General features: G+C 55.0%; 31 protein-coding genes. 23 read left to right on the top strand and 8 right to left on the bottom strand.

All coding sequences use genetic code 11. The features are described 5' to 3' along the window. Positions 1 to 39: 39 nt before the first annotated feature. Genes AC6CHM_RS22150 through AC6CHM_RS22135 form a run of 4 tightly spaced genes read left to right on the top strand, consistent with a single transcriptional unit; the run spans position 40 to position 3,693 of the window. The gene (locus tag AC6CHM_RS22150; RefSeq protein ID WP_498174949.1) at positions 40 to 963 is read left to right on the top strand and encodes a carbohydrate ABC transporter permease; all 924 of its coding nucleotides are present in this window, start codon (positions 40 to 42) and stop codon (positions 961 to 963) included. Next, a complete protein-coding gene (locus tag AC6CHM_RS22145) occupies positions 960 to 1,793 on the top strand; it encodes a carbohydrate ABC transporter permease (protein ID WP_498174946.1) in 834 nt (277 codons plus the stop codon). The genes AC6CHM_RS22150 and AC6CHM_RS22145 overlap by 4 nt, the downstream gene beginning before the upstream one ends. A 26-nt stretch (positions 1,794 to 1,819) precedes the next feature. Continuing rightward, positions 1,820 to 2,701: a sugar phosphate isomerase/epimerase family protein gene (locus AC6CHM_RS22140; RefSeq protein WP_498175056.1), complete on the top strand. Its 882-nt coding sequence runs from the start codon at positions 1,820 to 1,822 to the stop codon at positions 2,699 to 2,701. After that, a complete protein-coding gene (locus tag AC6CHM_RS22135; RefSeq protein ID WP_498174944.1) occupies positions 2,698 to 3,693 on the top strand; it encodes a Gfo/Idh/MocA family protein in 996 nt (331 codons plus the stop codon). The genes AC6CHM_RS22140 and AC6CHM_RS22135 overlap by 4 nt, the downstream gene beginning before the upstream one ends. Positions 3,694 to 4,406: 713 nt before the next feature. Here AC6CHM_RS22135 and AC6CHM_RS22130 read toward each other — a convergent pair. From AC6CHM_RS22130 to AC6CHM_RS22120, 3 genes are all read right to left on the bottom strand, one after another. Further along, entirely contained in the window at positions 4,407 to 4,748 is a 342-nt protein-coding gene (locus AC6CHM_RS22130) for a hypothetical protein (protein ID WP_498174942.1), read from the bottom strand. Beyond that, positions 4,699 to 5,163 (bottom strand): hypothetical protein, encoded by a 465-nt coding sequence (locus AC6CHM_RS22125; RefSeq protein ID WP_498174940.1) that lies wholly within the window; start codon positions 5,161 to 5,163, stop codon positions 4,699 to 4,701. The genes AC6CHM_RS22130 and AC6CHM_RS22125 overlap by 50 nt, the downstream gene beginning before the upstream one ends. 487 nt (positions 5,164 to 5,650) lie before the next feature. Continuing rightward, a complete protein-coding gene (locus AC6CHM_RS22120) occupies positions 5,651 to 6,574 on the bottom strand; it encodes a LysR substrate-binding domain-containing protein (protein WP_498174937.1) in 924 nt (307 codons plus the stop codon). Positions 6,575 to 6,726: 152 nt separating this feature from the next. On the opposite strand from AC6CHM_RS22120, the gene AC6CHM_RS22115 reads away from it, so the two are divergent. The 6 genes from AC6CHM_RS22115 (at position 6,727) to AC6CHM_RS22090 (ending at position 11,689) form a co-directional block, all read left to right on the top strand. Beyond that, complete coding sequence (locus tag AC6CHM_RS22115) at positions 6,727 to 7,554, top strand: transporter substrate-binding domain-containing protein (RefSeq protein ID WP_498174935.1); 828 nt, start codon at positions 6,727 to 6,729, stop codon at positions 7,552 to 7,554. A gap of 15 nt (positions 7,555 to 7,569) precedes the next feature. Continuing rightward, positions 7,570 to 8,247, top strand: coding sequence for an amino acid ABC transporter permease (locus tag AC6CHM_RS22110; protein ID WP_498174933.1), 678 nt, complete (start codon positions 7,570 to 7,572; stop codon positions 8,245 to 8,247). Between the two features lie 41 nt (positions 8,248 to 8,288). After that, on the top strand, positions 8,289 to 9,056 hold the full coding sequence (locus AC6CHM_RS22105; RefSeq protein ID WP_498174931.1) for an amino acid ABC transporter ATP-binding protein: 768 nt from the start codon (positions 8,289 to 8,291) through the stop codon (positions 9,054 to 9,056). A gap of 10 nt (positions 9,057 to 9,066) precedes the next feature. After that, a complete protein-coding gene (locus AC6CHM_RS22100; protein ID WP_498174929.1) occupies positions 9,067 to 9,789 on the top strand; it encodes an MBL fold metallo-hydrolase in 723 nt (240 codons plus the stop codon). 42 nt (positions 9,790 to 9,831) lie between these two features. Further along, positions 9,832 to 10,872, top strand: a complete 1,041-nt coding sequence (gene speB / locus AC6CHM_RS22095) for an agmatinase (protein ID WP_498174927.1) — start codon at positions 9,832 to 9,834, stop codon at positions 10,870 to 10,872. Positions 10,873 to 11,287: 415 nt separating this feature from the next. Then, on the top strand, positions 11,288 to 11,689 hold the full coding sequence (locus AC6CHM_RS22090) for an SH3 domain-containing protein (protein ID WP_498174925.1): 402 nt from the start codon (positions 11,288 to 11,290) through the stop codon (positions 11,687 to 11,689). Between the two features lie 177 nt (positions 11,690 to 11,866). On the opposite strand, the gene AC6CHM_RS22085 is transcribed toward AC6CHM_RS22090, so the two are convergent. Then, on the bottom strand, positions 11,867 to 12,484 hold the full coding sequence (locus AC6CHM_RS22085) for a rhomboid family intramembrane serine protease (RefSeq protein ID WP_498174923.1): 618 nt from the start codon (positions 12,482 to 12,484) through the stop codon (positions 11,867 to 11,869). A gap of 482 nt (positions 12,485 to 12,966) precedes the next feature. Next, a complete protein-coding gene (locus AC6CHM_RS22080) occupies positions 12,967 to 13,392 on the bottom strand; it encodes an EF-hand domain-containing protein (protein ID WP_498174921.1) in 426 nt (141 codons plus the stop codon). Between the two features lie 234 nt (positions 13,393 to 13,626). On the opposite strand from AC6CHM_RS22080, the gene AC6CHM_RS22075 reads away from it, so the two are divergent. Beyond that, positions 13,627 to 14,058 carry an EF-hand domain-containing protein gene (locus AC6CHM_RS22075; protein ID WP_498174919.1) on the top strand — a complete coding sequence of 144 codons (432 nt, stop codon included), beginning with the start codon at positions 13,627 to 13,629 and terminating at the stop codon, positions 14,056 to 14,058. Here the strand turns inward: AC6CHM_RS22075 and AC6CHM_RS22070 are convergent. Next, positions 14,048 to 14,251 (bottom strand): hypothetical protein, encoded by a 204-nt coding sequence (locus tag AC6CHM_RS22070; protein WP_498174917.1) that lies wholly within the window; start codon positions 14,249 to 14,251, stop codon positions 14,048 to 14,050. The genes AC6CHM_RS22075 and AC6CHM_RS22070 overlap by 11 nt on opposite strands. A gap of 241 nt (positions 14,252 to 14,492) precedes the next feature. Between AC6CHM_RS22070 and AC6CHM_RS22065 the strand changes: the two genes are divergently transcribed. The 5 genes from AC6CHM_RS22065 to AC6CHM_RS22045 all read left to right on the top strand — a co-directional run bounded on the left by AC6CHM_RS22065 (position 14,493) and on the right by AC6CHM_RS22045 (position 18,013). After that, positions 14,493 to 15,113, top strand: a complete 621-nt coding sequence (locus tag AC6CHM_RS22065) for an RNA polymerase sigma factor (RefSeq protein WP_498174915.1) — start codon at positions 14,493 to 14,495, stop codon at positions 15,111 to 15,113. Continuing rightward, positions 15,110 to 15,556, top strand: coding sequence for a hypothetical protein (locus AC6CHM_RS22060; RefSeq protein WP_498174913.1), 447 nt, complete (start codon positions 15,110 to 15,112; stop codon positions 15,554 to 15,556). Before AC6CHM_RS22065 ends, AC6CHM_RS22060 begins: the two co-directional genes overlap by 4 nt. Continuing rightward, positions 15,553 to 15,957: a periplasmic heavy metal sensor gene (locus AC6CHM_RS22055; RefSeq protein ID WP_498174911.1), complete on the top strand. Its 405-nt coding sequence runs from the start codon at positions 15,553 to 15,555 to the stop codon at positions 15,955 to 15,957. The genes AC6CHM_RS22060 and AC6CHM_RS22055 overlap by 4 nt, the downstream gene beginning before the upstream one ends. Before the next feature lie 105 nt (positions 15,958 to 16,062). Continuing rightward, on the top strand, positions 16,063 to 16,791 hold the full coding sequence (locus tag AC6CHM_RS22050; protein WP_498174909.1) for a 3-keto-5-aminohexanoate cleavage protein: 729 nt from the start codon (positions 16,063 to 16,065) through the stop codon (positions 16,789 to 16,791). A 433-nt stretch (positions 16,792 to 17,224) separates the two neighbouring features. Next, the gene (locus AC6CHM_RS22045) at positions 17,225 to 18,013 is read left to right on the top strand and encodes a phytanoyl-CoA dioxygenase family protein (RefSeq protein ID WP_498174907.1); all 789 of its coding nucleotides are present in this window, start codon (positions 17,225 to 17,227) and stop codon (positions 18,011 to 18,013) included. Between the two features lie 335 nt (positions 18,014 to 18,348). On the opposite strand, the gene AC6CHM_RS22040 is transcribed toward AC6CHM_RS22045, so the two are convergent. Then, positions 18,349 to 19,032, bottom strand: a complete 684-nt coding sequence (locus tag AC6CHM_RS22040; protein WP_498174905.1) for a GntR family transcriptional regulator — start codon at positions 19,030 to 19,032, stop codon at positions 18,349 to 18,351. Positions 19,033 to 19,167: 135 nt separating this feature from the next. Between AC6CHM_RS22040 and AC6CHM_RS22035 the strand changes: the two genes are divergently transcribed. The 7 genes from AC6CHM_RS22035 (at position 19,168) to AC6CHM_RS22005 (ending at position 25,708) form a co-directional block, all read left to right on the top strand. Further along, positions 19,168 to 20,688 carry an aldehyde dehydrogenase family protein gene (locus AC6CHM_RS22035; protein WP_498174903.1) on the top strand — a complete coding sequence of 507 codons (1,521 nt, stop codon included), beginning with the start codon at positions 19,168 to 19,170 and terminating at the stop codon, positions 20,686 to 20,688. Between the two features lie 120 nt (positions 20,689 to 20,808). Further along, positions 20,809 to 21,759, top strand: a complete 951-nt coding sequence (locus AC6CHM_RS22030; protein ID WP_498174901.1) for a sugar ABC transporter substrate-binding protein — start codon at positions 20,809 to 20,811, stop codon at positions 21,757 to 21,759. Positions 21,760 to 21,904: 145 nt separating this feature from the next. Then, positions 21,905 to 22,852, top strand: coding sequence for an ABC transporter permease (locus AC6CHM_RS22025; protein ID WP_498175054.1), 948 nt, complete (start codon positions 21,905 to 21,907; stop codon positions 22,850 to 22,852). Further along, the gene (locus AC6CHM_RS22020; protein WP_498175052.1) at positions 22,852 to 23,589 is read left to right on the top strand and encodes an ATP-binding cassette domain-containing protein; all 738 of its coding nucleotides are present in this window, start codon (positions 22,852 to 22,854) and stop codon (positions 23,587 to 23,589) included. Before AC6CHM_RS22025 ends, AC6CHM_RS22020 begins: the two co-directional genes overlap by 1 nt. 29 nt (positions 23,590 to 23,618) lie before the next feature. After that, complete coding sequence (kduI, locus tag AC6CHM_RS22015; RefSeq protein WP_498174898.1) at positions 23,619 to 24,461, top strand: 5-dehydro-4-deoxy-D-glucuronate isomerase; 843 nt, start codon at positions 23,619 to 23,621, stop codon at positions 24,459 to 24,461. Between the two features lie 109 nt (positions 24,462 to 24,570). Beyond that, positions 24,571 to 24,900 carry a cupin domain-containing protein gene (locus AC6CHM_RS22010; RefSeq protein WP_336441061.1) on the top strand — a complete coding sequence of 110 codons (330 nt, stop codon included), beginning with the start codon at positions 24,571 to 24,573 and terminating at the stop codon, positions 24,898 to 24,900. A 373-nt stretch (positions 24,901 to 25,273) separates the two neighbouring features. Then, positions 25,274 to 25,708, top strand: coding sequence for a winged helix-turn-helix transcriptional regulator (locus tag AC6CHM_RS22005; protein ID WP_498174896.1), 435 nt, complete (start codon positions 25,274 to 25,276; stop codon positions 25,706 to 25,708). Between the two features lie 125 nt (positions 25,709 to 25,833). Here the strand turns inward: AC6CHM_RS22005 and AC6CHM_RS22000 are convergent, their stop codons facing one another. After that, complete coding sequence (locus tag AC6CHM_RS22000) at positions 25,834 to 26,778, bottom strand: aromatic alcohol reductase (RefSeq protein ID WP_498174894.1); 945 nt, start codon at positions 26,776 to 26,778, stop codon at positions 25,834 to 25,836. Between the last annotated feature and the right edge of the window lie 162 nt (positions 26,779 to 26,940).

The following is a 26,940-nucleotide window of genomic DNA, read 5'->3' as shown; positions in this document are numbered from 1 at the left end:
CCCTTTTCCTGATTGACGACCGCCGAAAGAATCTGGTTCATGTCTACATTCGCACCTAACGCACCGCACGATCTTGCGCAGGTTCGCCCGCTTCGCAGCAGATTGATTCCCTATGTCTTGCTGGCGCCTGCGGTACTCGTGACGTTGTTCATCGTTTTTTTCCCGATGATGCAGGCGGTCGTTACCAGTTTTTATGATCTGGTACTGTGGAAGCCCAACGCCACGCGCTTTGTTGGTTTTGGCAATTACTTCAAGCTGTTGCGCGATCCGGTCTTCTGGACTTCGCTAGGCCACACTGCCATCTGGATCGGTCTGACGGTCCCGCTTCAGATGGGCCTCGGATTGGTTGCAGCCCTTCTTCTTAATCGCCAATTCCCATGGCGCGGCCTGGCCCGTGCCCTGGTTATCATTCCCTGGGCACTGCCAAGCGTCGTTATCGCCCTCATGTGGCGATGGATTTATGATCCAACGACGGGCGTGCTAAACGATATACTGCTCTACTTGACGATCATCCATGCGACAGTCCCCTGGCTCGCCGACCCGCATCTCGCACTCTATGCTGTAATTGCAACGCTGACCTGGCAGGGCTTTCCATTCTTCGCAGTGATGATCCTGGCCGGCCTTCAGGGAATTCCCCAAAGCCAGTACGAGGCCGCATCGATCGATGGTGCCAGCTCCTGGCGGCAGTTCGTCCACATAACGCTTCCCGGCATCGCCCCGGTGCTGGCGACCGCCGGATTGCTGCGCATCATATGGGTGGCCAATTCCATGGATGTTATCTTCGTAATGACTGGCGGCGGACCTGGATATGCGACGCATACGCTGCCGCTTTATGCTTTTATCAAGGCCCGGCAGAATCTTGATTTCGGTTACGGCACTGCAATTGCCGTGACTTTTACTGTTCTGCTCGGAGCCATCGTCGCGGTCTATATCGTGCGAACGTTGCGCGAGGTGGAAAGATGAACAAGCCCTCGACGCTCCGGCGCATTCTCACGACCGACATTCCCGTTATTCTGATCATTCTTCTTGCCATCGGACCCTTCGTTTGGATGATCCTGACGTCCTTGACGCCGACTGCGCAATTGTCGGCAACAGGCGTGTCATTGTCACCGGCAGGCTGGAGCACGGATAACTACATCCGGTTGCTGAAGCAGACGTCATTTCTTGTCAACATGCTGCACAGCCTTATCATTGCCGGTGGCACTGTCATCCTTGGTCTCGTGGTTTCAGTCACCGCTGCCTATGCCCTGTCACGCTTTCGCTTTGGGGGGCGCAAACTGATCATGCTGCAGTTCTTGCTGGTCAATATGTTCCCCATCGTTCTGCTTATTTTGCCGCTTTTTGTGCTGTTCCGGAAGCTGGGTCTCCTCGACACGCATATCGGCCTGATCCTGGCCAATTCCACCGTTGCCATCCCCTTCGCTGTGTGGATGCTCACCAGCTATGTCGGTGCCATCCCCCGCACGCTCGACGAGGCGGCGATGATCGACGGTTGTTCGCGTCTGCAGGCTTTGCGGCGGATCGTTCTCCCGCTCGCCATGCCAGGTATCATTTCGACCGGCATCTATATTTTCATTACTGCCTGGAATGAATATCTCTACGCCCTCACGCTTGGCGGACGCAATGTTCGTCCGGTGACCGTCGCCATTCAGACCCTCATTGGTGAATATCAAATTGAATGGGGATTGCTGGCCGCAGGGGGTGTCGTTGGTGCGCTCCCTGCCACCATTCTTTTCCTTCTTGTCCAACGCCGTCTTATCGGGGGCCTTACCCAAGGCGCAGTGAAGGGATAACCCATGCTTATCAAAGAGGACCTGTGATGAATCCCATTGGCTTGATCTCCATGCAATATGCGAGACCGTTTACTGCCGAACATTTCTCCCTATTTAAAAAAATGCGAGAACTTGGTTACGACTTTGTCGAACTGCTCGTGCCCGAACCTGGCGAAATGGATCTTGCCGAAGCCAAGCTTGCTCTGGACGATGCAGGACTTGGCGTCGTTCTTGCCGCACGTGTCAATCTTCAGCGCAACCTCTCGTCAGAGGATCGCGATGCTCATCGCGCTGGCATCGATTATTTGCGCTATACGGCCGATTGCGCCGCGGCGCTCGGTGCTGCGGTTGTAGGGGGGCCGCTGACCGGAAACCCGTTGGTGTTTGCAGGACGTGCTCCATCGCCTGTGTCAGAGGGCGAAAGGCTCGCACGCAAGGAGCGCTGTGTTCAAGGGCTGATAGAGGCCGGCGACCACGCTGCAAAGGCAGGTATCGTGCTGGCAGTCGAACCGCTCAACCGTTTCGAAAGTGACGTTTTGTGCACAACGCAGCAGGCCATCGAACTTCTCGATGCAGTCGCTCATCCAGCGATCAAGCTGATGCTGGATACTTTCCACATGCATATGGAAGAAGCTTCGATCCCCGAGGCAATCCTGTTGGGAGGCGCTCATCTTGTGCATTTTCAGGCCAACGAAAATCATCGCGGGTTTCCCGGCACTGGTTCGACTGATTGGGTTGCCGTTGCAAGAGCCTTGCATGAGATCGAATACCGAGGACCGATCTCACTTGAGCCCTTCCGACGAAATGATGATCGTTTTGGCGTTCCATTCGCGCAATGGCGGGCTCCCCATGAAGATGAAAGCGAACGTCTGGCAGCGAGCGCGGCCTTTATCAAATCACATCTTATACTGACGGAATATCGGCGATGACATTGAAAATCGGTTGGATCGGTTGCGGCATTCACGCAACCCAGATGCTACTTCCTCAATTGGTTCGACATGACGTAAAAATCGTCTCGCTTTGCGATATCGATGGCAAACGACTTGCCGATGCAGGCCGCCAGTTCGGCGTGTCCCGTTTGACAAATGATGCCGAGGAGCTGATCCGCACTTCCGGCATCGATGCAATCGGCATGGCCGTGGGGCCTGACCAGCATCTGCATTTCGGCAAACTTGCGCTTGATCGGGGTCTGCCTGTTTTCATGGAAAAGCCCCCGTCCGGAACAGCGGCGGGCGCACGCGAGCTCCGCGACGCGTCAGAACGCTCGGGTAAACCTTTGCTTGTCGGTTTCATGAAACGGTATTCGGTTGGCAACAAGATTGCCCACAACATCATCAAGTCTGGACGGTTCGGGCCGGTGCTTGGCCTTACAGGATACTACATGACCGCACCGGGCTACTTCACTGGCAATGTCGATTACACTGGTTTTTTTCTTCACCACTGTGTGCATTACATGGACCTGGTCTCGTTTTTTGTTTCTCCGGTGAAAACGATCTCGGCTCGGAAGGTTGAGAAAACGCCAGGCAGGGTGCTGTTTCATGTCGGGTTCGAGTTCGATTGCGGTGCCATCGGCAATATCGCCATGGGGACGATCCAGTCGCGGGGCACCCCGGTGGAGCGCATCGAGTTGATGAGTGATCACCAGCGTCTTGAGGTGGATGATGTGATTGAGGTGCGGTGGAACCGCAATCCGCCCTTCAAGGTTGATGATCCGGAAGCAACTCTCGCCGATGATGTCGACACTCTAACATGGAAGCCAAATTTTACGGCAGCGGCAAATGAAGATCCAAAAGGTTATTATTCACTCCTTGCCGACGTGGTTCCGGCCCTCGGCGGTGCATCGAGTGCTGCGCCGACAATTCATGATGGTGTCATCGCTATGGAACGTCTCGAGACATTGCGAGGGGAACTGGCTTTGTAAATCGATGAATCGGTCAAGTACAAATTGTCTCGGCCAACCTTCCGCATGCTCCTGGAAGTGGAGGTTAAAGACGTTCGGGATGATGGCTTTCATTCCTGTTTTTGCCAAATCAAATATTCATTTGGAAAGAGAGGGAACAACTAGCGGGTCTGTAGTCCACACTCTGTTCGAGACCTACTAGGCGAAGTACAACAGGCATTTAATAGGGATTGTAGACATCTGCACTACAATCTAAATCGGTCGAAAATCCGCTATTATCGGCATTTTCAACGGACAGGTTGCTGATAACTTTCCTGTTTGTACACAGCAGTAATCTGTCATCTGGAGATTTCGGACCGATTTGAAGGCATCTTTTGAGAATGTGACGACGGGCCTGCGCATAAGAGGTGATACAGTTTGGTTGTTGGCCGCACTCAACAGCGTCGATTCCATTTGACAACCCCTGTCGAGGCCGGTTCATTTCGTCCCCTATCGCCCGCCCTCGCTGTTACCTATTTCGGCTTTTCGCGCCGCTCTGAAAGATAAATCACTAAGGCAGGTGCTTCGATATTTTCTACTGTGTAATCCTACAGTGCCAATCAATGTACGAACGTCGGTGTCCCGCGGGCACTCCTTGGAAAGCGACGAAGACTAATCAAAAGTTAAAGTATTCAATAAATAGCTCAGCGTCATCAACGATATCAGGCTTTGCTTGCTCCGGTAGCTATCCAACTTCAAGGTCTGTTTGGTTCATTTTGAATTTCTTGAAGGTATTTTACAAACTTTGACCAGAACTGTTCGTCAAATACGGGTGTCTTATTCAGCTTTAACTGCAGGGCGAAGGCCATACATTCATCGACGTTGAGTTTTAGTGTTTTTCCCGAATTGACAAGCTCCAGAAACAAACCTTCGAAAGCCATTTCGTACTCCCGATTGTCGAGATAAAGCACAATTGCCTTAATGGATTCGGCATCGAGGTCTGCCTGCACCATGGTGGTTCTTACAAACTGATCGATCGGCTGGAAGTTAGCGCTGCTTTGTTTTCCACCACGGTGTGTATCCTTCTTCGCTGGCAAGAATGGTAGCATTACCACTTTCAAAATCGCCGGCTTCGACAGAGATGAGACGGTAGCCCAACTCTCCAGCAATCTGAAGCATGTATGCAATCGTTTCGCGGACGCCCCCTTTGTCCGTCGACACACGTTGAAATGCAACGATTTCGCATTGGTCACTATCCACTACAGCCAGCCCTTTTTTTACAAGTGCTTTGACCATTCTGTCCTCGTCCTGCTCGACCGAACAGATGAAACGTCCACCGACAGGAAGCGAAGACTTATGATCGATGGATAGCTGATTTATCGCAACGTCATGCTCAATCCAGCGAACAGGTCTCGTCAAACTCATATCGGCAAACGCTGACATGGCTGCAGCAAGCGAGACTGGGATAATAATACTCGCCGCATGCACTTTACTTCGTCTGATCCGATGCATTGGAGCAACTCCGTCTCCCGCGTTACTGTCAACCGGAATGAAGCTGAGTATAACAACAGCTGTCAGAAATACGATCGCCAATAGTAAACATGCGGTTTTATGAAGCCGGACCGGGATGGGCACCGCTGGCTGCGCGACATTGGTTGCCTTGGTTTTGGAAAAAATCGGGCGAGGATCTTCCGTCTGGCATCTTCCTTTATATGAGAGCCGCTAGTTCAAATTCTCGATTGACACTTTCAGCGTGATTTCTGCATCAGAGTTGTTGGTTTCCAGCTGGATTTGAACCAGTTTTTCGTTTCGCGTTATACCACCAGATTACATTTAAGTTGGCCGGAAACATCTTTTCGCCGTGAGAGCGGATCTCTTCGAAATGCATAAGTCTGAAATTCCGGTGATCTAGCCACCTATCGACGGCTCCGATTTCGTTAGGGCGATCGGTGAGGTATCTCGCCCATGGCGGCTATGTCGAATTGCTGGTCCTCGTTTTCTAGGGCAGGAAAAGGCGTCGCTTGCTCAGTTCGGTGGCTTTCCCGGCTTCTGCGACAAGCCAGTCGATAAAATGGCTCACGTCGGGTCGTTCACGTTTCGATTCCGTGCACAGGCAATAATAATTCTGAAGCGCGGGCACTGTGAGGGCCAAAGGTTGGACCAGCCGTCCTTCGTCAAGATCGCGCGCGGATATGATCTCGTCGCTCAGCGCAACGCCGTATCCATCGCGCGCGGCCTGCAGTACGATCCCGAAATCGTCGAAATACACCTCGGAGCGGCCAATCTGGGTAACACCTGCTGCTGACTGATATATCTTCCACTGCGAACCATCGTCCTCGTGCAGAAGGCGATGATGGCCAAGATCTCCGATTTGCCGGATCGCGTGCGGGCCACGCAACAATTGCGGGCTGCACACTGGCGTCATGCGAATGCCGTGAAGCAGTTGCCACCAGAAACCCGACCATGGCGGCGCCCCATAAACAACTGCAATGTCCGCCTTTCGCCAATTCACATCGCTGGCGCGACCGGCGGTTATCACATTCAGGATGATGTTTCGGTTCTCCGCCATGAACTCGAACAGCCGGGTGGCGAGCCAGGCTACTCCGTGCACCTGGGGAATGGAGATTGTCAGCGTACTTTTGCCTGCGTCATTCGATTTTTGCGCGGCAACTTCCTGAACACCGGTCGTCAAGGCATTCATCGCCTGCCGGGCGGACCGTTGCAGGATAGCGCCATATTCCGTGAGGACGAGTTGTCGTCCGCGCTTTTCGAACAGTGGCACATCAAGAGCGTCCTGAAGGGTGCGAAGCTGCTGGCTGATCGCGCCGGGCGTCACATGCAATTCAGCCGCTGCCGCACCAAGGTGGCCCAACCGGGCGACACTTTCGAAAACGCGTAGCGCGTTCAACGGTGGCAAAGACATTGTTCGTCTCCAGTCGGGATGTAGCTACAATATTCGTTTAGTTTTCCTGCTTGTTTTATCGCAGAAAATTTAGATTGTCTGCTGAAATGTTCCGTGTTGCTATGAGCAAAGGATTTCAAAAAAGAGATCCCAATAAAAGAGGGAATTAAAAAATGGATAAGCGATTGAAATGGGTGACCAAAGTGCTCTCTGGTGGCCTCGCTGCCCTGGCAGCGGCGGGACAAGTTCAGGCGGACGGTGCCAAACCGGACTTTGCTTCGAGCGGAACGGTCAAGGTCTGCACGGCGGGCGACTTTCCGCCTATGCAATATTACAAAAACCCCGGTGACACTGATCTCGTCGGCTTTGAGATCGATGTCGTCGATGCGATCGCCAAGCACTGGGGCGCGAAGGCCGAATTTGTTGTCGGCGATTTCAAGGGGTTGCTGCCCTCTCTCGATAGTGGCCGTTGCGATCTTGTCGCAAGCGGCATTATGATTACGCCGGCCCGCCTTGAGAAATACGACGGCGTACCCTATTTCGGGTCGCATGTAGTTCTGCTTGTACCCAAAACAGACGAGACCTCGAAGACGCCGGAAGATATGAATGGCAAGGTCATGGCGATCGAGGCCGGCACGACCTATGAAAAAACGATGGCCGACCTCAATGCCAAGTTCGCCAAGGACGGCAAGCCAGAGGCCGTGGTCCAAACCTATCCGTCTGCGTCGGGCGTCATCGAACAGATATTGGTCGGGCGGGCTGCAGGCACCATCACGCAGGATACCACCGCCGCGTTTCGTATGCTGCAGATGCCAGACCGACTGAAGATCGCCTATACGTATGACGAGAGCGAGACATACGGGATTTACATGCGCAAGAGCGCTGGTGATCGAAAGCTTGTCAAGGAAGCAATCGAGGCGCTGCAGGCAAGCGGGGAAATGAAGACCTTGCTTGCCAAATGGGGCTTGCCGGAAACATCGACCGACGTCACTCACGACTGAGTGGGGCGCGGTACGATGTTTGATTTTAACCTCTTCCTCTCCGCACTCTTCGGCTGGCCTCTTGCGAAAGGGGCTATGCTGACGGTCCTGCTATCCGTGCTGGTCATGTGCGTTTCGCTGGTATTGGGCATGGCGTTCGGTTCTGCTGCGGGCTCCAAAAACAAGCTGTTGCGCTTTTTTGTTGGCGCTTACGTCTGGCTGTTCCGCGGTGCTCCGGCTCTGTTGATCCTGCTCTTCGTCTGGAACGGGCTGCCGCAAATATCGCCGATTTTCCGGGCGGGCTGGTTCACGCCTTTCTTTGCGGCCTTTCTTGCTCTGACGCTCATCCAGATCGCCTATCTCTCCGAGATACTGCGAAGCGCCTTTGATGCTGTGGGGAAAGGCCAGAAGGAGGGTGCCGCCGCGCTCGGCTTACACAAATGGCAAATCTTCTTGCTGATCACGCTGCCCCAGGCTCTGCGGATTGCCATGCCTGCATTGGTCAACGAATTCATATCGCTTTTAAAGGCAACGTCCCTTGCAACTGTAATCTCTCTAAAAGAACTGATGACGATCACACAGTTCGCTATCGCAACGAGCTTCCGCTTCCTCGAATGGTATGGCGCGGCGCTCGTATACTACATGGCGATGGTCTCGGTTTTAACCATTCTCCAATCCCGCATCGAGCGCGCCCTTTCGAAAGGCCACCGCTAGAAGCCGTTCGTCATTTCCCTTTATTCCTAACGAGGAACGCCATGATCGAGACACTTCCGTTGCCCGATGCGCGACGGCCCTTTGCCGTCGAACTGTCAGACGTCAACAAATCTTACGGTACCTATCATGTCCTGCACGATGTCTCACTGAGGGTCGGGCAGGGGGAGCGCGTGGTCATATGCGGGCCATCCGGATCGGGAAAATCGACACTGATCCGATGCATCAACCGTCTGGAAACGCACCAGAGCGGCAGGATCGTCGTCAACGGCGTCGAACTGACCGACGACAATTCGAGAATAGACCATGTGCGGCGGGATGTCGGCATGGTGTTCCAGCACTTCAATCTTTTCCCGCATCTGACCGTTCTTCAAAATTGCACGCTGGCGCAGCGCTGGGTTCGCAAGCGCCCGCAGTCGGAAGCGGTGGATATTGCGATGGCTTTTCTGAAGCGCGTACGTATTCCCGAAAAGGCCCATCGTTATCCGGGCGAACTTTCGGGTGGGCAGCAGCAACGCGTTGCCATTGCCCGTGCGCTTTGCATGACGCCGGGCATCATGTTGTTCGATGAGCCCACATCCGCACTCGACCCGGAGATGGTCAAGGAAGTGCTGGATACGATGGTTCGGCTCGCCGAAGATGGGATGACGATGATCTGCGTCACCCATGAGATGGGATTTGCGCGGCAGGTCGCAAGCGAGGTCGTCTTTATGGACAACGGCAGTATCATTGAAAAGGGAACGCCCGGAGCACTGTTCGGCTCGCCTTCGCATCAGCGGACAAAACGCTTTCTCAGCAATCTTCTACATTGATCGGCAAAAAATGAACGAACGAACAAACTGGTTTTGTGCTGAACAACTCACCGATACGATCCGGCGCATCTGGGAGCCGAATGTGCACCGGTTTTTCAGGGCCAACCTCTTCCATGTCATCGGCAAGGATGCCGATCTGGTCATTGATTTCGGGATGGGCCTCGCCCCGCTGCATCCTTTCCTGAATATCGAGATTGGAAAGCCTGTCATTGCACTGGCGACACATGTCCATGCGGACCATATCGGCTCGTTCCATGAGTTCGAAAATCGGCTGGGCCATGCCGCCGAGGCTGACGGTTTTGCCGGGATGGAGGATGCTGTCACGCTGGCACATCTGTTTCGTGAATTACCCCAAGGTGTGGAAAAAACGCCGAATCCGTCATTCGAGCAGGACAACTACACGATCCTTCCGGCTCCGCTCGGCGGGGTTCTTGCCGAGAATGACATCGTGGATATCGGCGGTCCATCATACAAGGTCTTGCATCTGCCGGGTCATTCGCCCGGATCCATCGGGTTGCTCGACGAAGCGTCAGGAATTTTTTTCAGCGGCGACGCGATCTATGACGGCACATTGGTCGATGATCTGCCCGGCTGCGACAAATCTACCTACAGCACGACCATGCGCCGGCTGCGGGATCTCGATGTTTCCGTTGCCTATGGCGGTCACGGCGCGCCGATGTCCCGTGCCCGCATGCGCATGATTGCCAGTTCCTATCTCGACGTGTCGGCCTAACGGCAATGTGCAGCCTGCTCCTCCATTTCGAAAGGTATCCCGATGACCAGCTCCGCAAGACTTGCAGCGCTCCGGAAGAAATATGCCGAGGCCGGCGGCGGTGACATCTTCGATCCGGCCTTTGCAGCTGTTGCCCGCGCCCAGTTCAAGGGAAGTGATCGCCGAAAATGGCCTTTTGCCGGCATTCCTACATTTCTGGACGCGCCCTGCCGCCCCGATGCGCAGGACCTGCCGGATTTCGGCGGTATCGACATCGCGTTGCTCGGGGTTCCAATGGACATTGGGGTGACCAACCGGAACGGTAGCCGGTTCGGGCCACGCGCCGTCAGAACAATCGAGCGTATCGGGCCTTACGAGCATGTGCTCAAATGTGCGCCGTTCTCGATGGCCCAGATCGCCGATATTGGCGATGTTCCGATGCAGAGCCGGTTTGATCTGGCACTGTGCCATCAGGATATCGAAACCTTCTACAGACGGCTTGTGGGCGCTAGTGTCCGACCGCTTTCCGTCGGTGGAGATCATTCAATCAGTGCATCCATTCTAAAGGCAGTGGGAGAGAAGCGGCCCGTCGGCATGATCCATATCGACGCCCATTGCGACACGGCAGGACCTTACGAAGGGGCAAAGTTCCAGCACGGTGGTCCGTTCAGACTGGCGGTCCTCGACGGCGTTCTGGATCCGGAGCGCACGATCCAGATCGGCATCAGGGGAGGAGCAGAGTATCTCTGGGAATTCTCCTATGACAGTGGAATGACCGTGATCCATGCTGAGGAGGTGGCGGAGATCGGAATGGCCGCCGTGATCGAGAAAGCCCGGCAGATCGTCGGCGATGGGCCGACCTACCTGTCATTCGACATTGACAGTGTCGATCCCGGATTCGCGCCTGGAACCGGCACTCCTGAAGTCGGCGGGCTTACACCGGCCGATGTACTGAAGCTTTTGCGAGGACTACAGGGGATTGATTTTGTCGGCGGCGATGTCGTCGAGGTCGCGCCGCAGTATGATACGACCACCAACACGGCACAAATTGCGGCGCAGGTCATGTTTACGATTTTGTGCCTCATGGTCTCTGCAAAAGACTAAAGCCAGTTGATCATTCTTTCGCGTTCTCTGGTGGCTGCAAGCTTGGTATAATCTTCTCGACCAGATCGATCATTTCATAAATCACCGTTCTCGCAGTGATCGAATGAGGCGGTCGATGGTGCATATCCTTTCAAGGCGACTAATGTGAATGCACACAGGAAGCGACGTAACTCCTACCACATAGATGGAGGTCGCTCGCCTCCATCAATCAGTTCTGAGAAGAACAATTTGGAATACTGCTGTCTTGTTGATTTTGCTTGCTGTATCCCGTCCCGATCTTAGCTCTCCTTCTGGAGCGGCGCACTGGTTAACATCACCGGAAATCGAAACAAGAAATACTGATGTCCGCGTAGGACCGTAGCCAGCCAGCCGTATCACGTGAACACTCCCTAAAACCGAGATGCTGGAGACAATCATGCTCAAGAAATCACTGTTCATCTTTATCGGCCTTTTGACTGCCACTTCGGCATTGGCCGCGTCGGCGGTCACACAGGCAGACCTCAATTTGCGGACAGGGCCGGGCGTCGGGTATCAACCAATCGCAACAATCCCTGCCGGCCGAACCGTCACCGTAGTCGGATGCCTCGACCGGGGACGTTGGTGCGACGTCAGCTGGAATGGCTATCGCGGGTGGCTCAGTGGCACCTACCTTGGAGCAGTTCACGTTCGTGTGCCTATGATCACCTATGACCCTGTCGTCTACGATCGCTATTATCAGCCCTCTTACAATCCCAGAGCGGCAGCACGACGCGATGCAAGGATCGAATACAGGGTGCACCGGAGAATGGATCGTCGTTGGGAGCGCTGGACTGATTGAGCAACGTTCTGCCGGGTAAAACGCTAAGCGCAGGCTCCCTTGCCCCGAGAGCGTGCCCGAGATGCTCTTCTTTCAGGCGCTATATGCTCGAAGACTTCGGTATAGTGCGTCTGGAGGTTGTATTTGAGGAGCTTGCCCGAGTGGGTAAGCTCCTTTTAGTGTTCTCAGTTCAGCAGCTCAGTGAAACCGAGACGACAGAGGGGCGATGGTTAACCGCGTCAAAAGCTCCAATATGTTCCCCGACGGGTTTTTTCGCTGGCCGACACATCGATTCCAGTCCGAACATAGTGGACGTTGACGTGCGGCCGAAGGAAATTTGCTATCCAAGACCGTATCAAGCTTAGGTTGTAGTACAAAAGATTGGCAAAGGGCGAAGGCGAAGTTCGCCTGAGAAGCACCCGTTCCGATATTAAACGGCCATGCCACGAGAAGTGGGCTAATTACTGTTGCTTCGCCGCCAGCCAATAGCCATAAAAGCAGCATGGCAGTACGCCCAACGCGCCGCTCCAGCAGATTTCCCAGGAGCAAAAGCGTGATGGCATTGAGCACCATATGCCCCTGCTTTGCGTGGATAAGCTGCGCAGTTGCGAGGCGCCAGATTTCGAGCTTGGCAAGATCGTCTGTCGTCACACCACCGTAAGTTTTCAAGACATACATTGGAACTGTGCTGAAGGGTGAACCGGTGGCCGCGTAGGTCACGGAGAATGAAACCGACACCGTCAGCAGGGCCAAGCCGGTTGAAAGGCTCAGCCAGGGACTCAAGTTGGTGTTGTTCTGCTTCATTGATTTCAGCATGGCTTCCTTCGGTCGCAACGGAATGGACCGCATCAATTATAAGGTGACGAACACTGTTCCCGCGAGCCGATATAGGGCCGTAAGGTGTTGCCATATGCACGGTAAGATCGATATTGGGCAAAACACCAATTACATGCGTTGACGTCAAACGCCCGGCGGGCGGTACCGGAAGGGCGAGAGTCCGATTGGTGATGACACCGGCAGCAAAGGCTGCGGGGAAACAAAATCCCTTGTAAAAGCGGGAACCAGGACGCGCAACGGCGACGCCACGGAAGCCGTTGTATCGTGAAACGCCGCGAACCACGACAACGCCCGTGGCGGACCTTTATTTCGTGGCGGATACCGCTACTCGTCACAATCATCTCCGGACTTGAGAGAAACCGCTCAGGCGCGATGTGGATAGGCCGAAAAGCAGGAATGAAGCTGCGCCCAATGCGGCGACTGTCTTGCTCATGTCATTGGATCTGAGAGGACAGGGCGGATTAACGTTTGCGCAAAGCCCTGAGCTCAGAGAGGGAAAGGCTGCGGTCGCCATTGCTGTCTGCCTGCAGAAGACGATCAGGAAGGAACTGAGCAAATTCGGTCCTTGCAATTCGACCATCGCTATTCGCGTCCATGCGGTGCGCGCGAGTTTCCAAGCCGTCAGCGGTTGCCATTTGAAGCCTGCCGCCCTCTCTCGCACGCTCAAAGACGGCCTGTGCCTCAGCTTTGTCGAGCACACCATTTCGATTTGTGTCCACGCGATCGAACAAAGTGGCGCGCGCCGCCTGCAACTCGCTGAACTGAAGCGCTCGGTCACCATTTTGATCCATTTGGCGGAAGACCTGACGGAGCTTTTGTCCCTCCGCCGCACAAGCGCTACCAGTCGAGAGGACAAGTATCACGCCGGCAAAAAGTTTCGCATTCATTCAATTTACCTCTTTTCTCAGATGCAATTGGCATCAATGCCGTCTTCTACGTGCATTGACCGCGGCTCCTATGCGCGGTCTCGCGTTTTTCTGTTTGAGAGGCAACGATCATCGTTGCATGCTCCGCCTGTCAAAATTGTTAGGCGATTGCGTAGGAGGCATGCAGCCGCGTCGTATCAGTCCGTGTCGCTTGCCAACGGCAGCCTGAAACAACGCAACAAAGGACCACAAGCAATGAAACAGAAATTCTATGTACTGATCGCGGCGCTGATGGCCGCGCTTTCAGGGCCAGCGTACTCGGCAGAGTCGCAGACAGGTTTGCCTGTTCTGCAGCGGCTCGACCAGAACAAGGACAGCGCTGTTACACGCGATGAGATCCAGGAGGCCCGCGGGAAACTGTTCGCTCGCCTCGACGCCAACGGAGACGGCGCAATCGATAAAGATGAAACGGAACGGCTCCGTGACTCGATCATGGATCACGCTATGGCGATGCAGGCGTTTGTCGCAAACCAGATGCTTCGTCTGGACACTGGTGGCGATGGCAAGGTGTCCGCAGACGAGTTTCGAGCGCGCGCACCCCTTTTCGATCTCGCTGACCGTGACGGGGATGAGAAGCTGTCGGATGGCGAATTTCTCGTTATTCGCAGAATTCTGTTCAACCGCTGAGATTGACCGTGGTTACAAACAATAACTCCATGAGTAATAAGGACATGACAATGGTGTCTTGCTGGAAGAAAATCTTTGCCGCATTTGGTGTTGTCGTAATGCTGGTCGCGATGCCGGCGATGTCGGCCGAGTTGACGCGAGACACGCGAAGCGGCGGCACGATCACCCGCAGCGTGACAAAGGACGGGAACATCTATTCGGGACAAACGACGCGCGTCGGACCGAACGGTGGGACCTACACCTCAAGCTCGACCTGCCGTGATGGTTTGATCGATCACTGCCGCCGCAGTTACTCAGCCACGGGCCGAGATGGTCGGACTTACTCAGGCAATACTCCAACGGCGCGAGGTCCCTATCGGGTCCGATCTATCGGCGTTCACAATGGCCCAGGCGGAACAGTCGGAGTCATCCGCCGCAACTGGAGGTAAATCCGCGTGAGCCAAGCGCGCGTCCCGGAGCCGGCAAGACTGCCGGAGCGTCTTAATGACGAGGTGCTGCTCGCCCGTATTGCTGCTGGCGAACAGCATGCCCTCCGGCAGCTGATAGACAGGCACGGGCGCGGGCTGAAGCTATTCACTTCGCGATATCTCGGCGGTGCCCACGAGGCAGAAGATGTCGTTCAGGATGTCTTCTTTTCCGTCTGGAATAACGCAAAGCGTTTTGATCCCGCAAAAGGACGCGCTACCACCTGGATCTACCGGATCGCTGTCAATCGATGCATCGACGTGAAGCGGTGGCGCCGATTCCGGGTATTTCTCGGATTCGAAGACACGGGTGATGTGTTTGCCTCTGAAGATCCCCCAACGGATGCGCTGATCGGTGCACGTCAGGAGCTGGCCATCGTCCGCGCCGGTCTCGATAAGTTACCGGAACGGCAACGCATGGCGCTGCTCCTGCGCGCAGTTGCTGACCTTGACGTCCCCTCGATTGCGGAAGCTATGGGAACCAGTGCAGGTTCGGTAGAGCAGCTGCTCGTGCGGGCAAGGCGAACGCTGCGCGCCCGGCTCACGAAGGTTGGTGAATCCGTACCGGAAGACGAAAGGTTATCAAAATGAACAGAGACGAGTTCGAGAACTTGAAGGTCAGGTTTGGGCCTGACATCACAGCATGGCCGCCCCCTTTTCGGCAGGAGGCGTCGCTGTTTCTGACCGGACACAGCCTTGCTGCCCTCAGCGACGATAAAACGCTCGACTATCTTGTACTTGAAGCGGCGAAAACGCCGGTCGACGAGAGCGTGCTCGTTCGTCATGTGATGACAAGAATTGCAATGCCCCGACACATGACTCGGCCGAAAATTGATCCTCGATTGTGGTCAATCCCGGCGACAGCGGCAAGCATGGCATTTGTCGTCACCCTATCTGCGGCCAGTGGCTACTGGGCCGCGAGAACGCAAAACGACATTTCCGACGATGCCCTTCTGGCCTTTGCCGTAGGAATTCCCCCTGCCGGGTTGGTAGAGACGTCGATCGGCACGCAAGAAGAAGGAGGGCACCCGTGAAAAGGTTCACTTGGCTGCGTTTGGTTCTGTTGGCCGTCTTTATGGCGTCGTTGCTCGGAAACTTCTTCTCTCTGGGCTATGTGTTTAAACGCGAATCTGATGCGCCTGCGATGTCCATTCTCGCGGAAGGGGCGTTCTCAGCCTATCCGGATGACGTCCGCACACAGTTCCGCCGCCTTTTGCGAGAAAACAGAGCAAAGACAATTCAGTCGCTTCGACAGTTGAGAGATGCGCGTCGTGAGCTGGCATCGGTGAGTGCTGGGCCGCTCAAGGAGGTGGAGGTGAGGAAGGCGATGGCCGATGTCCGTGTCGCCACCGACGCCCTCCAGCGTCTCATGCAGGATTTGCTTCTCGAGGCTCTTCGGGCGGCAGAGCGAGAGCGGGCAGGCGATTACAAGTAAGGCAGAGTGCAGTAAGGGTCTACGGGGATAAATCGAATTGATGCTGGCGCCAACCTTCGCAACATTTGGGACGTTTGGTGCAGCAAGGATCGGAGGAGAGACTACATGATCGTCCAAGCGTGCATCAATGGCAGCCGAAAGCCGGATTTCCATCCGCTTTTCCCTTCCACCATTGAGGACATGGTTCGGGATGCTGTTGCCGTCCTCGAGGCTGGTGCTGCGGAACTGCATGTGCATCCTCGCGATAGCGAGGGGCGTGAAAGCCTGGCTGCTGTTGACGAAACAGTTGCCGCTATTCACCAGACCTGTCCCGGCACACTCATCGGGGTTTCGACTGGTGCATGGATCGAGGGCGACGAGGAACGCACCAGAGAGGCAATTTCCCGGTGGTCTGTCCTTCCGGATTACGCTTCAGTGAACTTGGCTGAAATCGACGCGCCTGGCGTCATAGAGCTGCTTCACCGGAAAGGTGTCGGTGTAGAAGCGGGTCTGGCAACGGTCGCGGATGCACACCGGTTCGTCGAAGCCGAAGATCATCGCCGGGTCTTGCGTATTCTCGTAGAACTCGATCATGAAAGCGACGTTGAGGCGGCCATGCGGAGCTGCGATGCCATCATGTCCGTCCTGCGCCAAGCCGACGTCAAGCGGCCGATCCTGTTGCACGGTTATGATCAAACGGTCTGGCCCTTTGTGCGGCGCGCGCGTATGGAACATCTTTCGACGCGTGTGGGCTTAGAGGACGGAAAGCACCTTCCAAACGGTGCGGTAGCGCGTGGCAATGCCGAACTTGTCTCGGCGGCAGTGGAGATCTTCCGGCACTATGAGAGCGGATAATCCTCAATAGACAGAGTGTATGGTCTTGCGTCGATTAGTCATGAACGATGAAAAATCTTGTTCGGGAAAGCACCCAAAGGTGTCAATCACGAAATCCGCGGGAAGGCGCGGCCGGATGTCCGACGATCACGGACATGCCATGTCAGGCATCGGTCCAGAAAGGCGGTGACCGCTGAGACAAGGACCTCTCAAACAGATCGGCCGCCTATGTCATTCTTATAGCAGGAATGATCCCCGAAAACTGGGCATTGTGCGGGCGGCCAACGCTGCGCGAGTGATACTGCCACGAAATGGACGATTTTTGCCTGCAAGGAGCAATGATGTTTATGGCTTCATTTTTCCCGCTGATCTGACGGTTCGACGTCCTCAATCAGAATCTTTTCGAACAGATCAGAATGGCTCTGCAGGTGCAGTTGCCATCGGGAGAATGTCAATGTCCGATCATTACCATCCTAGCCTGACCGTTAATCAGGTCGAGCAATTCATCGATAATGGCTTTATCAGAATCGACGACGCCTTTAGCCGCGAGCTTGCGGCGCGTTGCCGTGCAGAACTCTGGTCGGTAACAGGTCTGTCGCCTGACCGGCCCGAGGACTGGCGACAGCCTGTTGTCCGCGTTGCATCGCGGCACACACAGCCATTCGTCGAGGCAGCTAACACGCCGCAGTTGCATGCGGCCTACGATGCTCTTGTCGGGACAGGACGTTGGCTGCGGCCAACAGGCCTCGGCACCTTTCCCATCCGCTTTCCATCAGCAAGTGCTCCGAATGACGATGGCTGGCATGTGGACATGAGCTTCGGCGATTCTGCCGATTTCATGGAATTGCGAGCCAATGTGAAGAGCCGTGACCGAGCCCTGCTCATGCTTTTCCTGTTGTCCGATGTTGGTGACGAGGATGCCCCCACCCGGATACGAAAGGGTTCACACAAGATCATTGCGCGCGAGCTTTTGCCCTATGGCGAAGCGGGACTGTCGTTGAGGCAGCTATCGGTCGATGGTTATGCGACCTCTGCCAATTGCGACGAGGAACTTGCAACCGGTCCGGCCGGTACGGTTTTCCTTTGCCATCCGTTTTTGGTTCATGCGGCACAACCTCACCGGGGCAGCCAACCGCGCTTCCTTGCGCAGCCACCGCTTCTGCCCGCGCGGGGTTTTGATCCGACAGAGCCGCCGTCACCCGTGCAGATTGCGATTCGTCGGGCATGTGCCCTGCATTTCTAGTCCGATTACCCGGCGCCGGGCAGTGGCGAGGTCGCGCCCCAATCCTCATGCGGACGTTAAAGGAGCATCTCGATATTCTTGAAGCCTGCGCCACCAGAAATGCCCCTAAACTTGAGTGGAGAATATAATCCAAGTGCATCATGGCTGTTGCAGGGTAGGGGATCAGCCCGCCACGGTTACCTCTCGTCAAGCCGTTGTTTGATTACTGGGCGGCCAGCGTCTTCGCTAAACATGACTGCACCCGACCCGCCAAGCTCAAACATTGCTCAAAATTATCTTGCCAAACGGGCGCCATCCAGACATGACAACACCCGCGAAACGCGACAGCGAGCTTCCTAATCAAAAAGCCCTGGGTTATCAGCCTCGATTTGTGGCAGATCGCTCAAAATACCGTTTAGATGTGTGTACATCGCATTTCCCGCTGCATCTGCATCCTTCAGGTCAATGGCAGTGACGATCTTTTCATGTTGGGTTATTAAATTGCTCATAGAAGCAGGGTTGCGTAACTGCAAGTTGCAGACACGATCCATATGCGCCTTGATGTCGGAAATCGCATTCCAGGCGAGTCCACATCCAGCTCCCTCGGCAATCGCCATATGAAATTGCTCATCTTCCCTGCGGAAACCATTGTGATCTCCCGCTTCCATGGCAGTTCTCTGCCGGTCAAGAATGCCATCGAGTCTGCGACGCGTCCAGGTGTCGAAGCTTTCACTGGCACGGCGCGCAACGGCAACCTCGATCGCCTCTCGAACAAATCGGGCTTCCATCATCTGCCGGGCTGAAATCTTGACGACAACGGTTCCCCGGTTAGGTCTGATTTCGACAAGTTTGGACTTGCCAAGTGCAATCAACGCCTCCCTTACAGGTTGGCGGGATACCCCCATGCGGGTAGCAATGTCCTGTTCGGAAAGCCGGGAACCCGGTGAGAGCTCAAGGCAAATGATTGCCTCACGCAGATCGCGCTCCACCTGCGCAGCAGTGGTTTCGCCCGTGTCGATTTTCAAGGTTTCGAGGTTCATGCTCTTTGCCGTTGCCGTCTCGTTGACAATCCCTAATAACCACCATACAGTACCATACAATTAAACGGGAACACAAGCGCGGCGCAATGTACGCCGGGCGAGACGGAGGGGCCGGGGCGAAATTCCGGTTTATTGATGACGATACAGCCCAATTTCATACGCCCTGATTCCAGCGATCCGCGGTTGCAGAGTAAATCCCGTTACCAGATGCTTGTCGACGGCAAGTCTGTCGCCGCAGCTTCGGGAAAAACCATCGACCGTGTCAGTCCGGGTCACACCGGAGTTGTTGTCGGCACGTGGCCGGATGCTTCTGCTGACGACATTCGGGCCGCGATCGCCGCCGCTCGGCGTGCCTTCGATACGGGACCCTGGCCGCGCATGTCTGGCGCAGAGCGTTCACGCCTGATGTTCAAGACAGCAGAACTCATTCTTGCCCACGTGGAAGAAATCGCATTGATCGAAAGCCTTGAGGTTGGCAAGCCAATTGCCCAGGCAAGGGGCGAGATTACTTTCTGCGCGGACCTCTGGTCCTATGCGGCGGGCCAGGCACGGGCGCTGGAAGGACAGACGCACAATAATATAGGTGATAATCGGCTCGGTCTCGTACTAAGGGAGCCCGTCGGCGTCGTTGGTATCATCACACCCTGGAATTTCCCGTTCATAATTGCATCAGAGCGGGTGCCATGGGCGATTGGCGGCGGTTGTACTGTTGTACTGAAGCCGTCTGAATTCACCTCTGGCACATCAATCCGAATGGCTGAACTGGCACGCGAAGCCGGCATACCGGACGGTGTATTCAATGTTGTCACAGGCTATGGCGATCCGGCTGGTCAGGTGCTGGCAGAAGATCCGGGCACCGACATGATCGCCTTTACGGGTTCGGTTCGGGTTGGCACGAAGCTTGGTGAAATTGCGGCGCGAAGCGTTAAGCGCGTCGGTCTCGAACTGGGCGGCAAGGGACCCCAGATTGTTTTTGCCGATGCCGATCTGGAAGCCGCAGCCGACGGCATCGCTTACGGCGTTTATCACAATGCCGGCCAATGCTGCATTTCCGGGAGCAGGTTGCTTGTGCAGGAAAATGTCCGGGATGAGCTTCTGGAGCGCCTTCTCGATATATCCCGCAAGGTGACCTTCGGCGATCCCCTGAACGAGCAGACCAAAATTGGCGCGATGATCTCTGAGGCGCATGCTGCAAAAGTGCATTCCTATGTGGAAGCAGGGCAGGCGGAGGGCGCAAAACTGTTGCTGGGCGGGGTGCGTGTCGGCCAAGATTCCGGTCTTTACTATGCGCCCACGGTATTTTCCGGTGTCACCGCCGACATGTCGATCGCGCGGGAAGAAATTTTCGGACCCGTCCTGTCGACGCTGACATTCAAGACGGCCGACGAGGCAGTCGCCATGGCAAATGCCTCGGAATATGGTCTTTCAGCCAGCGTTTGGTCAACCAATCTGGAGAATGCACTGCAAAGCATCCGCCGCATCCGGGCAGGGCGCTGCTGGATTAACAGTGTCATAGACGGCGCACCGGAATTGCCCATCGGCGGCTATAAAAAAAGCGGCTTGGGCCGCGAGCTTGGCCGTTATGGTTTTGATGAATATTCGCAGTTCAAGGGGATTCACGTGACCTTGGGCAAACCGGATCCTTGGTTCGGATAACACCGATTATCAAACTGAGGTGGAGGAGAACATCTTGACTGGCGCGATCTTTGGTCGGAGCTCGCCAGTCAAGACATGGGTCTTTCGACCCGATTGCACATCCAAAGGGAGGATACGCAAATGAAATTGACCAAAGTGAAAACCGCAATGCTTGCGGCTTGCGCAGCTACGGCCCTCACATCTACCGCAGTAGCGGCCGATGTCAAGGCAACGATGATCATCTATCTCGATCCGAGCGTCCAGTTTTTCAATCCGGTGGTTAAAGGCGCGCAGGATGCCGCTGCGCAGTTCGGCGTCGATCTGGACGTGCAATATGCCAACAATGATCCGGTCCGCCAGAATGACCTGATTGAAAGCGCCACCGTCAGTGGTGTCGATGGCATCGCCGTAGCAATTTCCAGTTCCGACGCTTTTGATTCCAGCATATGTGCTGCCGTCAAGACGGGCATCATTGTCATTGGCTTTAACAATGACGATCTTGAAGGCGGTAAGGGCAATTGCCGTCAGGCATATGTAGGAATGGACGAATTCGCTTCCGGATATGAGCTCGGCAATCGCATGATCGAGAAATTCGGTCTCAAGCAGGGTGATGTCGTATTCAACCCGCGCGAAATTCCGGAAGCAAGCTTCGCGGTTGCGCGTGGCGGTGGCATTGAGAAAGCGATGAAAGAAAAGGGCATCACCGTCGAGACGGTTCGTTCAGGCCTTGATCCGGCAGAGGCGCAGAACATCATTGCCCAGTTTCTCATCGCAAATCCCGGTGTCAAGGCGCTGTTCGGTACCGGCTCGGTCACCTCGACAGTCGGTGCAGGTGCAATCAAGGACGCAGGCGTGAACATTCCGTTTGGTGGTTTTGATCTCGCGGTCGAAATCGTCAATGCAGTGGAATCGGGCGCCATGTTCGCTACGATGGACCAGCAGCCCTACTTGCAGGGTTATTATCCGATTGCCCAGATTGCACTCGCGAAAAAATACGGCCTGACGCCGACCGATGTCGATACGGGTCAAGGTGCCTTTCTCGATAAATCGCGCATCAGTTCGGTTAAACCGCTGATCGGCAGCTATCGCTAAGGCGTTACGCATGGAAGACCTTTCGGCCGAGCCGAAAGGTCACCGTCATCCCCCTGCAAATAGAGATAAGACAGTGACCATCACCATGACCGACAGTGCCGTGCCGAAATCGCGCACCCGAAAACAATCGCTGCTGAAGCAGATCATGACTATGCCGGCGGGCGCCATCCTGTTGGTTTTCGTCACCCTGCAGATCGTCTGCATCATTGGCGCACTCGCCTATCCGGACGACTTTCGCTATCTATCGCCGCAGAATCTGACAATCCTCATGAAGGCTATACCTGTGCTGGGCTGTCTGGCGCTTGGCGCTGGCATCCTGATGATTGCAGGCGAATTCGATCTCTCAATCGGTTCTGTCTATACGTTCACGGCCATCTTGATGGCGACATTGGTCGATGCCGGAGTGAGCGCATTCATTGCCGCACCTCTTGGCATTCTCACGGGCGTTCTGATCGGCCTTCTCAACGGGACGATCACGCTTCGCTTCGGCCTGCCGTCGTTCATCGTCACACTTGGAGGCTTGCTGTTCTGGCGGGGTGCAGTCCTGCTGTACAATGGCGCAGTTCAGGTGCGGTTTGATCCTGAGCCCATCTTCACCAGCCTTTTTGCTGGTACGATCCTTGGTGTGAATGCCGCTTTCATCTGGATAATACTATTTGTGGTGGGCTTCTATCTGCTGCTGCATCGCCACAAGTTTGGCAACCACGTTTTCGCGACCGGTGGCAATCGTGCCGCCGCAACGGCCATCGGCATTAATACTGACCGTGTGAAGCTTGTTGCCTTTGCCATAGCCGGCGGGATGGCGGCGGTGGCGGGAATCATAGCGACCGCACGTGTCGGCAGCGTTCAGCCGGGGCAGGGAGCAGGTCTTGAACTCCAGGCGATTGCGGCCTGCGTTATCGGCGGACTTTCATTGAGCGGCGGACGCGGTTCCATCATTGGCATCTTTCTTGGTGTGATGCTGATCCACACCATCACCGACGTACTTCTCCTTTTGAGAGCGCCTGGCTTCTATCTCGATATGTTCATCGCAACGCTCATCGTTGTCGCCGCTGCCTTCAATCATCTCATCGAACGCCGGGGGGCGGCATGATGTCCTCACCACATCTTCTGGAACTGCATAACATCTCGAAGAGTTACGGCGCCCTGACTGCGCTGAGGGACCTGAGTTTCCATGTTGGCCACAGCGAAGTTGTTGGTCTCTTAGGCGATAACGGCGCCGGCAAATCGACGACGGTCAATCTTATTTCAGGGATACAGAAGCCGACCACTGGTCACCTGAGTATCGACGGTGAAAAGACCACATTTACCTGCCGCTCCGACTCCGCCGATGCAGGCATTGAAACGATCTATCAGAACACTGCGCTCGTGGATTCCCTGTCGATTACACGAAACATCTTCATGGGCCGAGAGCGCGTCAACGCATTGGGATTTCTGAAACAGACCGAGATGCGCCAAATTGCCATGGAAGTGCTGGAGAAAGCCGTCCACATTTCCGGGATCGATTCACCAGATAAGTTGGTCGGTGACCTTTCCGGTGGTCAAAAGCAGGCAGTTGCCATCGCTCGCGCCGTATTCTTCAAGCGCCGCGTTCTGTTGCTCGACGAACCGACTTCGGCTTTGTCCGTGCGCGAAACGGAAGCGCTACTCGCACAGGTGCTGAAGCTCAAAGCAGAGAATGTGTCGAGCGTACTGGTGACCCATAATCTTTATCACGCTTACCAGGTCTGCGACCGTTTTGTCATCATGAGCCATGGGACCAAGGTGTTCGACGTGAAGAAGGCAGACACTACAATTAGTCAGCTAACAGAATACGTCGTGCTTACTTGACGACATTCCAACATTAAGAGGCAAGTGCCGTGACAATTTCAGTAAATGTGCGCCAGATAGTTGGCCCTGAAGATGCCGCAAGGCGGAATACACAAGGGTTGCGCGACGGATTTCTCGTGGAAGGGCTTTTTTCCGAAGGCCGCATCAATCTTACCTACAGCCATCTCGATCGGATGATTGTCTGCGGCATCGTTCCAACGAGCAAATCCCTTGTGATTGATCACGTCAAGGAAACGGGCACCAGCCAGTTCCTGGAGCGACGCGAAGCAGCTATTGTCAACATTGGAGGCGGCGGTAAAGTCATCGTTGCAAATGCTGAATATCCGCTGGCATTTCGTGATGCGCTCTATGTCGGTATGGGGCAGGGTGCAATGTCTTTCCTGAGTGACGACCCAGACAATCCAGCCGAGTTTTATCTTTTAAGCTCACCCGCACACCGTAATTGTCCGACAGTCCTTATTACGCTTGATATGGCAAAGAAAGTACGTATGGGCTCGGCCGGGGAAGCCAATGCCCGAACGATCAACCAGTATGTACACCCGGATGTTTGTGAAAGCTGCCAGCTATTGGTGGGACTGACAATGTTCGAGGCTGGCTCTGTGTGGAACACCATGCCGGCGCATCTGCATGACAGACGAATGGAGGTCTATCTCTATTTCGGGATGGCAGAAGCGACGCGTATCTTTCATTTTATGGGAGAGCCGCATGAAACCCGGCATCTTGTACTCAAAAGCCATGATGCGGTTCTGTCCCCGGGCTGGTCAATCCATTCCGGCGCCGGCACTGGGCGATATTCTTTCATCTGGGCAATGGCTGGAGACAATATGAGCTTCACCGACATGGATAAGGTGCCAATGGAAAGCCTGAAATGAACTCCCAATTCTAGCCGTGCGCGGGCATTGTCAGTTTCGCCCGTTCGCGCGTTTGCAACATGGTCTTTCCTGTCAGTGGCAGAAGACCGGCACAAAAAGGAAGTGACAGGTGTCTGACTGCTACACACTGCCTGATGATTTGATCTGGACCGTAACGTCGCCCGGAAATCGCCGCGCCGTTCTTTCGCATCGTCCCGAGTTGATGCTTGTCGCCTTCAGCTTTGACAAGGGCGCGATTGGCGCACTTCATTCGCACCCCCATACGCAGGTTAGTTATGTAGCCAAAGGTGTGTTTGAAATTACAATCGAGGGTGTCACCACCACGTTGGCGTGTGGCAGCAGTTTTATCGTCGCCCCCAATCTCATTCACGGAGTAGTGGCACTTCAAGAAGGGTTGCTGATCGACACGTTCACGCCAAGACGCGACGAATTTCTTTGACATGTATTCAACCAACGGGTTGACAGCGCAGGTGTCTACGAGGTGTGCATGAGACACGCAGCTGACATGGTCGGGCCGAGATTTCGATCTGCACGAAGCTAGAGCATGCCCTTCAGGTCCAACGATATCGAAGAACAAGCGCGTCCGATGTCCGGGATGCGATGATGTCATTAAGCCATGCGCAGTTTGAGGACTTGTTCGCAAGCTTGACTGGCGTCGAGTGCGGGCGATGGAAGCCAGAGCGCCAACGACTGTTCAAGTGACCACCAATTGCTGCGACACCGTGACTCTGCCGCCATATTCATCAGACAATTCAAGGCCGCTTTTGTATGGCTGGTAAAACGAAACGAAGGACATACTGGAGGCAAAAGTAATGACCAGAGAAGAAATCCTTAGCTACTCGCAAGCAGTTTGCGATGGGCTTCGCGAGGATGAAGACGGGGTGAGACGTGAAGTTCTGACCCACGCAGGAAACAGGTGGTCGCTTGGCGTCATTCACACTCTGGGCGTTTACGGCAGGCTTCGGCACGCAGATATTGGAAGACGAATGCATGGCATCACTCAACGGATGCTGACTCGCACCCTGCGCCAACTCGAAAGAGACGGCCTCGTCATGCGCTACGATCTCGTTGAGATGCCGCCTCGGGTGGAATACGAACTAACAGAATTGGGAATGGGTCTTCTCGTTCGTATGATTCCGCTGTGGACATGGGTCGTTGAGAACTCGGAGCAGTTTCGAAAGTCCCGCGAGGGCTTTGATTCCCGTCTACCAGAGAAGCAGTCCTGGCAAACGCCTTGGAAATCCTGACACAGACGCCGCCGCTCCGTGATTGCCATCGTAAAAGGTACGCCCGTGCTGAAGATGGAGTTTCTGACAAAGCTTGACGGGGGAAAGCGAGATTATCGCGCTCCCCCATCGCACCTTAAGCCCCGTTACTTGAGCGTCAGGTTCGCGTTGATCCAATCGGAAACATCAGTGACCTTGATGCCTTCACGCACGTTGAAAGTGTCGGCCTTGTCCCATGCCATGCCTCGCCCGATACCAAAGGCCGCTCGGTACTTGCGCATCACGTTTTGGGGATCGTTTGCCAGTTCTTCCATAAGGATCGGAACAGTCCACTCGGACCGGCTAAAGGGGCGGTTTAATCCCGCCGCCAGTTTGTGCGCAAGCTCGCCATAGGTGACGGTATCGCCCGCCAGGAAGACAATCTCGTTGCTGATGGTCGGCTCGTAAAAGACGATTTCGGCTGTGAGCACGCCGATGTCGTCAGGCGTCGTCAGTGTGACAGCGTTATCAAAGCTACCAAGGGCATTGACTGCGTTTTTCTCCAGATCAACGACACCGAACTCCGGCTCGAACAGATAGCTCATGAACATGCCGGTGGAGATGATGACCCATTCGGTCTTGTGCTGCGAGCGGAGCAGTTCACGGACATCAAGCTGCGCGTCGAAGATGTCCTGCGGACCACCACGACCGATCGCTTCGAAATCGACACCGAACTGCCACGGGAAATAGCGCGGAATTCCTGACTGCAAAGCGGCCCTTGCCAGCTTCATCGGTGTGTTGATCCCAGCCGCATAACCCGTGCAGCCAATTACGGTGTCATACTGCGAGAACAGAGATGCCAACTCGTCAACCGAGCTCTTCACCAAATCGCCCACGACTATCTCAATCCCGAAATCGCGAATTTCAGCGATGTCGCGCTGCTTGGCTGGTGAGTCAGACTCTACGGCGCTGGCGCGCAACAAGACGCTTATCGTTGTGCCGTCAATGTCCTTTGCGCGACGGGCCAGATTGCGCAGGACCGGCATGCCGAGTTCTCCAGCGCCCAGCACGAGGATATTCCGGGACGTCACGTTGGAAGCTGTTTGATTCATAGTTTTCAATCCTTCAAAAAGTCAATGTCGCCACTACTTGGCAAGGTGCGAGCACGAAGAAAAGAAGGCACACGGATGATACTGCAGCAAAACTGAGGGCGGGCAGGCACGACACGGATCGGCGGATGTGATGTCCGCTGTTGGCGCATTAAGCGATCAAAC

This window comes from Phyllobacterium sp. GQ127 (genome assembly GCF_059758635.1).
Note: the sequence above shows the minus strand (reverse complement) of the source record. Positions and strands in the feature narration are given on the sequence as shown.